8 protein-coding genes are annotated in these 7,623 nt (G+C 72.2%); 6 read left to right on the plus strand and 2 right to left on the minus strand.

Annotated elements, in window-relative coordinates:
* Positions 1-50 precede the first annotated feature (50 nt).
* Entirely contained in the window at positions 51-896 is an 846-nt protein-coding gene (locus CCN44_RS10785; protein WP_208639750.1) for a spermidine synthase, read from the plus strand.
* On the opposite strand, the gene CCN44_RS10790 is transcribed toward CCN44_RS10785, so the two are convergent.
* Both CCN44_RS10790 and CCN44_RS10795 read right to left on the minus strand, forming a co-directional pair.
* Complete coding sequence (locus CCN44_RS10790) at positions 858-2,156, minus strand: MFS transporter (protein WP_059248084.1); 1,299 nt, start codon at positions 2,154-2,156, stop codon at positions 858-860. The genes CCN44_RS10785 and CCN44_RS10790 overlap by 39 nt on opposite strands.
* 51 nt (positions 2,157-2,207) lie before the next feature.
* Entirely contained in the window at positions 2,208-3,251 is a 1,044-nt protein-coding gene (locus CCN44_RS10795; protein WP_086697489.1) for a hypothetical protein, read from the minus strand.
* A 62-nt stretch (positions 3,252-3,313) separates the two neighbouring features.
* Between CCN44_RS10795 and CCN44_RS10800 the strand changes: the two genes are divergently transcribed.
* From CCN44_RS10800 to CCN44_RS10820, 5 genes are all read left to right on the plus strand, one after another.
* Entirely contained in the window at positions 3,314-3,775 is a 462-nt protein-coding gene (locus CCN44_RS10800) for a DUF4442 domain-containing protein (protein ID WP_189397319.1), read from the plus strand.
* A gap of 229 nt (positions 3,776-4,004) precedes the next feature.
* Positions 4,005-4,970: a helix-turn-helix domain-containing protein gene (locus CCN44_RS10805; RefSeq protein ID WP_311737171.1), complete on the plus strand. Its 966-nt coding sequence runs from the start codon at positions 4,005-4,007 to the stop codon at positions 4,968-4,970.
* A 191-nt stretch (positions 4,971-5,161) separates the two neighbouring features.
* Complete coding sequence (locus CCN44_RS10810) at positions 5,162-5,491, plus strand: hypothetical protein (protein WP_059248080.1); 330 nt, start codon at positions 5,162-5,164, stop codon at positions 5,489-5,491.
* A 194-nt stretch (positions 5,492-5,685) separates the two neighbouring features.
* Positions 5,686-7,005 carry a type III PLP-dependent enzyme gene (locus CCN44_RS10815; RefSeq protein WP_086697490.1) on the plus strand — a complete coding sequence of 440 codons (1,320 nt, stop codon included), beginning with the start codon at positions 5,686-5,688 and terminating at the stop codon, positions 7,003-7,005.
* A partial coding sequence (locus tag CCN44_RS10820) for a holo-ACP synthase (protein WP_086697491.1) occupies positions 7,002-7,623 on the plus strand: 622 nt, incomplete at its 3' end. The genes CCN44_RS10815 and CCN44_RS10820, both read left to right, overlap by 4 nt.

Genomic DNA, 7,623 nt, shown 5'->3' on the forward strand with positions numbered 1-7,623 from the left:
ACTGTGTCATTGTGCCTGGGCGCGGCGCCGCACCCAGGCACAATGACACAGTGAGCGAAGCCATACCCGTCACCCGGAGTGTCGACCACGGCACCGCCAAGCTGATGCCCGACGTCGACCGGGAGCGGGCCTGGCTGCTCACCGTCGACGGGGCGCCGCAGTCGTACGTCGACCTCGACGACCCGGCGTACCTGGAGTTCGAGTACGCACGGCGGCTGGCCTTCGCGCTGGACGCCGTCGCCGCCGAGGGGGCGCCGCTGGACGTGGTGCACCTCGGCGGGGGCGCGCTGACGCTGCCCCGGTATGTCGCCGCCACCCGGCCCGGCTCCCGCCAGGACGTCGTCGAGGCGGACCGGGGGCTGCTGGAACTGGTCACCGAGCAGTTGCCGCTGCCGGCGGGCTCGGGCGTCGCGCTGCACGCGGCCGACGCCCGGGCCTGGCTGGAGGAGGCGCCGGACGACCACGCCGATGTGCTGATCGCCGACGTGTTCGGCGGATCCCGGGTGCCGGCGCATCTGACCACGCTCGCCTACGTCCGGGCCGCCGAACGGGTGCTGCGCCCCGGCGGGGTCTATCTGGCCAACCTCGCCGACGCGGCGCCGTTCGGCTTCCTCCGCTCCCAACTGGCCACGCTGGCGGCGGTCTTCGGGGAGCTGGCACTGATCGCCGAGCCGGCGGTGCTGCGGGGGCGGCGGTTCGGCAACGCGGTGGTCGTCGCCTCGCACCGGCCGCTGGACGTCGCCACGATGGCCCGGCGCAGCGCGGCGGACGCCTTTCCGGCGCGGGTCGAACACGGCGCGGCGGTACGGCGGTTCACCGGGAGGGCCCGGCCGGTCGAGGACGCCGACGCGGTGCCCTCACCCGAGCCCCCCGACGGGGCGTTCGGCATCGGCTGACGCCGCCGGGGAGCCGGTGACCGGCCGGGTGCGACGCGTCAGGTTCCGGACGTCCGGCACCAGCAGCACCAGGGCGGTGACCAGGACCACCAGGGCGGCGCAGCCCCACAGGGCGGCCGTACGGCCGAAGGCGCTCTCGGCCGGTCCGGCCAGGGCCGTGGCGAGCGGCATGAGGGAGACCGAGCCGAACCAGTCGTAGGCGGAGACCCGGGAGAGCTTGTCCTCGGGTATCTCCTGGTGCAGCGCGGTCATCCAGGACACCCCGAACACCTCCACCGTCGTCCCCGCCACGAACATCACCACGTACAGCACGCCGGCCGGCACGGGGACGGCGAGCGCCGCCGAGGGCAGGGCCAGCGGGAAGACGCACAGGGTGCCGGCGAGCAGCAGGCGGCGGGGCTTCCAGCGGGTCATCAGCAGGGCGCCGGCCACCGTGCCCGCGCCGAACGCGGCCAGGGCCAGGCCCCAGGGTCCCGCGCCGCCCAGGCTGTCCCGGGCGACCAGCGGGCCGTAGACCGCGTCGGCCGCGCCGACCACCGCGTTGGCGATCGAGAACTGGACGACGATGCCCCACAGCCAGGGCCGGCCGGTGAACTCCCGCCAGCCCTCGCGGAGGTCGGCCAGCATGCCCTCGCCCGGGGCGCGCGGCGGGATGTGGCTGACGTCGAGGAAGGAACGCAGGGCCGCCGCGACGGCGAAGGCCGCCGCGTCGACGGCCAGCACCCAGCCGGGGCCGACGGCCGCGACCAGGGCGCCGCCGAGGGCCGCGCCGCCGAGGGCCGCGCCCTGGGTGGCCATGCGGAAGAGGGCGAACGCCCGGCCCGCCTGCTCGCCGTCGACGGAGGACAGCAGCATGCCCTCGGCGGCCGGGCCGAAGAAGGCCTGCCCGGTGCCACCGAGCGCGGTGAGCAGCATCATCTGCCACAGCCGGGGCTCACCGGCCAGCACGAGCGCCGCGAACGCCGCCTGGGAGAGGCAGTTGAGGGCGTTGGCGGCGACCATCACCCGGTGCCGGGGCAGCCGGTCCGCGAGGGCGCCGCCGATGAGCAGGAACACCACCAGCGGCAGGGTGCGGGCGGCGGCCACCAGTCCGACGTCCCCGCTGTCGCCGCCCGACTCCAGGACGGCGAAGGCGGCGGCGATCAGCGAGCCGTTCGCACCGAGACCGGTCACGACGGCGGCCGTGGTGAGCAGGGAGTAATTGCGTCCCGCCCAGGCGGGTCTGCGGGGGCGGGCGGAGGAGCCGGAGGTGTGGGTCACCGGCCGACTATCCCCGCCCGACCACCGGTATGCCAAATGCGTTCGTGCCGGTCAGTCCACGATCGGGTCGCCGTGCAGCCGTACCGTGCCGAGGATCTTCGTGACGGTCGCGTCGGACACCTCGTCCTTGACGCCCTTGGCGCCGTAGAACGTCCACGAGACGAAGCTGCCCGTGGAGTTCTTGAAGGCGAACGTGGTGGCCTTGCCGTCCGTGTCGCACTTGTTCTTCTTGGGCGCGCCGACGACGTACGACGTCGCGACGCTGCCCTTGACGCCCGACGCCGTCGTGAAGGGCTTCGCCTTGCCGATCCGCAGGTACTTCTCGGCGGCCTTGGACTGGTCCGTGTACCCGCCGAACACGAAGGTGGCCGAGTTGCCGCGGGCGATGCTCTGGGTGTCCTTGGCGCCGTTCTCGCCCTTCGTGCCGCTGCCCGCGAGCGCGTGCGACTGCTTGTAGCCGTTGTTGTCGGAGGTGCAGTAGTCGGGCTTCAGGAACGAGGCGCCGGAGAAGCCGATGTACGCCGAGCCGTCGCCCTTCTCCTTGTCCTCGAAGAAGGTGAAGACGCCGGGCCGCTGCACCTCCCAGTCCGCGGGCACCTCGAAGGCCGTGCCGTACTTGGGATTGACCACGACTTTCCAGCCCGCGATCGTCGGCTTCTCGGTCTCGCCGGAGCGGGGGTTGTCGGTCGCGGTCGAGGTGGGCGAGGCGGGAGAGGTGGCGGTCGGCGACGGGCTCGCGGACCGTCCGCCCTTGCCGTCGTCCGCCTCGTCGTCCTTCGAGCCGCCCAGGACCAGGTAGCCGGTCACGGCGGCGGTGACCACGACGGCCGTGGCCGCGACGACCGCGATCAGCTTCGTACGGCCGCCACCGCCCTTCGGGGGCTCGGGCACGGGTGCCGTGGGGGGCTGCCCCCACTGCTGCTGTCCGTACGGGCCGGTCTGGGCCTGCTGTCCGTACGGGCCGGCCTGCGGGTACTGCTGGTACCCGGGCTGCTGGTACGGGTTCGGCTGCTGGTGCCCCGGCTGCTGGTACGGGTTCTGCTGCTGGTGCTGCGGGTTCTGCGCGCCCCCTGGCGGCTGCTGATCTGGCCACATGGCCAGTAACCCTAGTGTGCTCCACTGGCCAGGCTTCGCTACTCGTGAGTAACATGACGGGCATGAGCGCAGACCAGATGTCGATCGGCGAGATGCTCGCCGCCACCGTGCCCATGGCCCGGACGCTGAACCTGGAGTTCCTCGAGACCACTCCCGAGAAGGCCGTGGTGTCCCTGCCGGACCAGAGCGCGTACCACAACCACGTGGGCGGCCCGCACGCCGGTGCGATGTTCACGCTCGGGGAGTCGGCCAGCGGCGCCATCGTGCTGGCCGCCTTCGGGGACCAGCTCTCGCGCGCCGTGCCGCTCGCGGTGCGGGCCGAGATCTCCTACAAGAAGCTGGCGATGGGCGCCGTCACCGCGACCGCGACGCTGGGCCGCCCGGCCGCCGAGGTCGTCGCCGAACTGGACGCGGGGCAGCGCCCCGAGTTCCCGGTGGCGATAGAGATCCGGCGCGCGGACGGCGCCGTCACCGGCGAGATGAGCGTCCTGTGGACCCTCCGGCCGACCGACCAGGGGAAGTGAGCCGCGAGACCACCGCCACCGTCCCGGCCGGAGCAGCGCGACAGCGGGCTGCTCCGGCCAATGTGGTTGTACGGCACGCCCGTTGACCGTGGGGCGGCCGGTTTGAGCGTGTCAGTTCTGGTTAGGCGCCCCAGGAGAAACACCTGAGCAAGAAGCGGAACGAGACGAGGGGCTTGCGTGGTGTCTCAAGGGGCGCTGGTACATGCTTGATGTTCTTGGGCTCGATACCGTGACCGACGTCGTCTACCGGGAGATGCTCGCGCACCCCGACGACGGGGTGACCGGACTGTGCAGACGGACGGGCCTCAGCGAGAGTGCCGTGCACACCGCTCTCGACCGGCTCAGCGAGATGGCGCTCATCCGTCCGGCGAGCGGGGACGCGCAGCGCCTGCACGCCGTCAGACCGCACCTGGCCATGGAGATCCTGCTGGCCCGCAAGCAGGCGGAGGTCGCGGCGCAGCAGCAGCAACTGGAGGAGAGCCGGGCCGCGGCGGTCAGACTCATCTCGGAATTCGCCGGTGACGACCCGGAGGCCTCGCGGGACGACGTGGAGCACCTGCGGGGGCTGGACAACATCCGCGACCACCTGGCCGCGATGAACAGGACCGTCGAGTCCGAGCTGATGACGTTCGCGCCGGGAGGCCCGCAGACCCCCGACAACATGCGCAACTCGCGGCCCCTGACACAGGAGTTGCTGGGGCGGGGCGTCGCCATCCGCACGATCTACCTGGACAGCATCCGCAACGACCCGGCCACGGTCGCGCACGCCGAGTGGCTCACCTCCGTCGGCGTCCAGGTGCGGGCCGTGCCGACCCTGCCCAACCGGATGATCATCGCGGACCGCCGGGTCGCCGTCATGGCCACGGACAGTGACGACACCGCGGACGGGGCGATCGTGATCCGCACGCCCGGCGTGCTGGCCACGCTGTGCGCCCTGTTCGAGACCACCTGGCAGACGGCCGAGCCGTTCTCCGCGCCCGTGCAGGCTCCCGCCGAGGACGCCCTCACCCCCCAGCAGCACGAGGCCTTGCGGCTCCTGGCCCAGGGGGCCACGGACGAGACGATCGCCAAACGGCTCGGTGTGTCGACCCGTACGGCCCGGCGCATCTCCACCGGCCTCATGGCCCATCTCGACGCGCGCAGTCGATTCCAGGCCGGTGTGCACGCCGTTCAAAGAGGCCTTTTCGACACCTGACCGGCAACCGCGCGGGCCCGTCACCGTCAAAGGCGACGGGCCGGCGGGCCCGCTGCTTTCCGCCTATTTCCGCGACGTCCGGGGAATCGTCCGCCCATTTTGCCCATGTAACCTGGACGCTTCTGTCCTTGGCGCGAACAGTCCAGCAGTGACGCATCGTGAGGCTATATCGAACGAGACATAGTCGACGAATGCTTCTTGTTCATCTCACGCTCGATCCGCCGCCGGGCGGCGAGCCGTTGCCCCCCGACATCGGGTGTCTGATCCGGGCCTGCGCCACCCGCGAGGACCGGCTGGAGCACGTCGCCGTGCACGCGGCGGCGCCATGGCCGGTGGTCGGCGTGTTCCTGTGCCGTGCCGACCTGATGAGCGCCGAGGCCGCGGCGGAGCGGCTGTGGTGGCGCGCGGTCGCCCGCCGGCCCCGGCTCGCCGCATGGCGGCTGCGGCGGGCCGAGGTGCCGCTGCTGCGCCCCGAACTCCTGGGCCCGGAAGTCCTGCGTCCGGACGACGGGCATACCTGACGCGGACTGAACAGGTCAGGGACGGTTGTGTCCACCATGTACCTCTTCCCCGGCTGCGGACGACGTGTTGAGAATTCTTCTCGTCGGTAAACGAAATCCGTGACCGAAGGGAATCAGGCAATGCGCAGTCGCGTCCTTTCCGTCCTTTCCGCCGGAGCATTCACCGAACCGGCCGGCGAGCCCGGTTGGCAGCGATGAACACCGCGGAAGCCCGGTTCCAGGGCCTCCCGGTGACCACCCTCGCCGAGGAGTTCGGCACGCCCCTGTTCGTCTACGACACCGAGGTGCTGGAGGGCACGTACCGCCGGCTGCGCACAGTGCTGCCCGAGACGGTGGACGTCTTCTACTCCCTCAAGGCCAACCCGAACATCAGTGTGTGCGCCTTCCTCGGCGCGCAGGGCGCCGGGGCGGAGGTCTCCTCGCACACCGAACTGGTCACCGCGCTGCGGGCCGGGGTGGCCCCCCGGGACATCATCTTCCTCGGCCCCGGCAAGGACGCCCGGGAACTGGCGGCCTGCGTGGACGCCGGAATCCACGCCGTCGTGTGCGAGTCCCTGGAAGAACTGCGCCAGTTGGACGACATGGTCGCCCGCAGCGGGGCGAGCGCGCCGTTCCCCGTGCTGCTGCGGGTCAACCCGTCGTTCGGCAGCACGGGGTCGGGGCTCGCCATGGGCGGCAAACCGCGGCAGTTCGGCATCGACGAGGAAGAGGTGCGCCGCGCCAAGGACACGCTGGCCGAGCTGCGGCACGTGCGGGTCAAGGGCGTGCACGCCTACATGGGCACCCGGTTCCTCAAGCACGAGGACGTCGTCCGCAACACCGCCGGGATCCTGTCCATGGCCGAGGACCTGGCGGGCCACCTCGGCATCCCGCTGGAGACCGTGGACTTCGGCGGCGGGCTCGGGGTCGCCTACTTCGAGAACGAGGACGACCTCGACCTCGACGCGCTCGGCGCGGGCGTCCGCGAGGCGGTCGCCCCCTTCGCCGCACGCCATCCGCACTGCCGGCTGATCATGGAACTCGGCCGCTTCCTCACCGCCGAGGCCGGAACCTATGTGGTCCGCGCGCGCTATGTGAAGCAGTCGAGAGGCGAGTGGTTCGTCGTCGCGGACGGCGGCACCAACCACCACATGGCGGCGGTCGGCATCGGCAGCTTCGTCAAGCGGAACTTCCCCGTGACCCACCTCGGCCGCCCCGCGGACCCCGCCGCGCGCCCGTACACGCTGACCGGGCCGTTGTGCACGCCGAACGACGTGGTCGCCAAGCGGGTGCCGCTGCCGGAGGTCGTCCCGGGCGACCTGCTGGGCGTGGAGCGCTCGGGCGCCTACGGCCCGACGGCCTCCCCGGGGCTCTTCCTCAGCCACGGCTTTCCCGCCGAGGTGCTGGTCCACCGCGGCCGGGCCCGGCTGATCAGGGAACGGGACACGACCGAGGACATGCTGGCCAGGCAGCGCCTCGTCGATCTGGGCGGCACCGGCGACTTCGGCGATCCCGGTGGCGAGGGCGCCCCGTGACGCACGCGGCGGCCGGCACCCTCCGCATCGGCGTGGACGTCCTGGACCGCACGGAACTGCGCCGGCTCCTCACCCGGCCCTGGTTCCTGCGCCTGAGCTACGCCCCGGAGGAGATCAGGCTGGCCGACCGCATGGGCGAGGAGCGCCGCCTGGAGTTCCTGGCCGGGCGGTTCGCCGCCAAGGAGGCCGTCGTGAAGGTGCTGGGCACCGGACTTCTGCGGGGAATCGCCCCCCGGGACATCTGCGTGGACCGCGCCGCCGACGGCGCGCCCGTGGTCACCCTGCGGGGCCCCGCGGCCGCCCTGGGCCCGGCCGCCATCGAGCTGTCCATCACCCACAAACACAACGTGGTCGCCGCCGTGGCCCTCGGAGTGGTCGCGCCGGCGGGCCCGCCCCCAGCAAGAACGCTCAGAGAGGACGGTGCCCCCATGTCCCTCGCGGACACGCACCAGGAGGCCGAGGCATCCGCCTTCCTCCGCGTGCGCATCGGCCAGGAGGACGCCCATTACGGCGGCGGCCTGGTGGACGGCGCGCACATCCTGCGGCTCTTCGGCGATCTCGTCACGGAGATCACCGCACGGACGGACGAGGACGAAGGGCTGCTGGCCGAGTACGCCG

Origin of the sequence: Streptomyces tricolor (assembly GCF_002155905.1) — a bacterium.
Lineage (GTDB): Bacteria > Actinomycetota > Actinomycetes > Streptomycetales > Streptomycetaceae > Streptomyces > Streptomyces tricolor.

What these genes read in the sequence shown, in the direction of transcription:
- CCN44_RS10795 (WP_086697489.1), bottom strand. Translation starts at nt 3,251, where the DNA reads ATGTGGCCAGATCAGCAGCCGCCAGGGGGCGCGCAGAACCCGCAGCAC.
- CCN44_RS10800 (WP_189397319.1), top strand. Translation starts at nt 3,314, where the DNA reads ATGAGCGCAGACCAGATGTCGATCGGCGAGATGCTCGCCGCCACCGTG.
- CCN44_RS10810 (WP_059248080.1), top strand. Translation starts at nt 5,162, where the DNA reads ATGCTTCTTGTTCATCTCACGCTCGATCCGCCGCCGGGCGGCGAGCCG.
- CCN44_RS10815 (WP_086697490.1), top strand. Translation starts at nt 5,686, where the DNA reads ATGAACACCGCGGAAGCCCGGTTCCAGGGCCTCCCGGTGACCACCCTC.